At 49.8% G+C, this 247-nt stretch carries 1 pseudogene; it reads left to right on the top strand.

The features are described from left to right. Nucleotides 1-247 (top strand): annotated as a pseudogene (locus AC2Q9J_RS18350) (starch synthase); the annotation flags it as partial.

Below are 247 nucleotides of genomic sequence, written 5' to 3'. Positions count from 1 at the left end.
CAAACGATCCGAGTACGGATCAGCGAATCGCAGAGACGTACAATCTAGACACCTATAAACAAGGAAAAGTTGTCAACAAACGGGCGTTACAAGAGCGACTTGGGCTTGAAGTACGTGACGATGTCATGCTCATCGGTTTTGTCAGCCGACTCGTTGACCAAAAGGGTCTCGATTTAATTAACGGTGTCCGTGAAGAACTTGGACAGCTCCCTTGCCAGTTCGCGTTCCTCGGTTCGGGACAACCGGA

Source organism: Planococcus sp. RAB007_Raresut, assembly GCF_057369535.1.
Note: the sequence above shows the minus strand (reverse complement) of the source record. Positions and strands in the feature narration are given on the sequence as shown.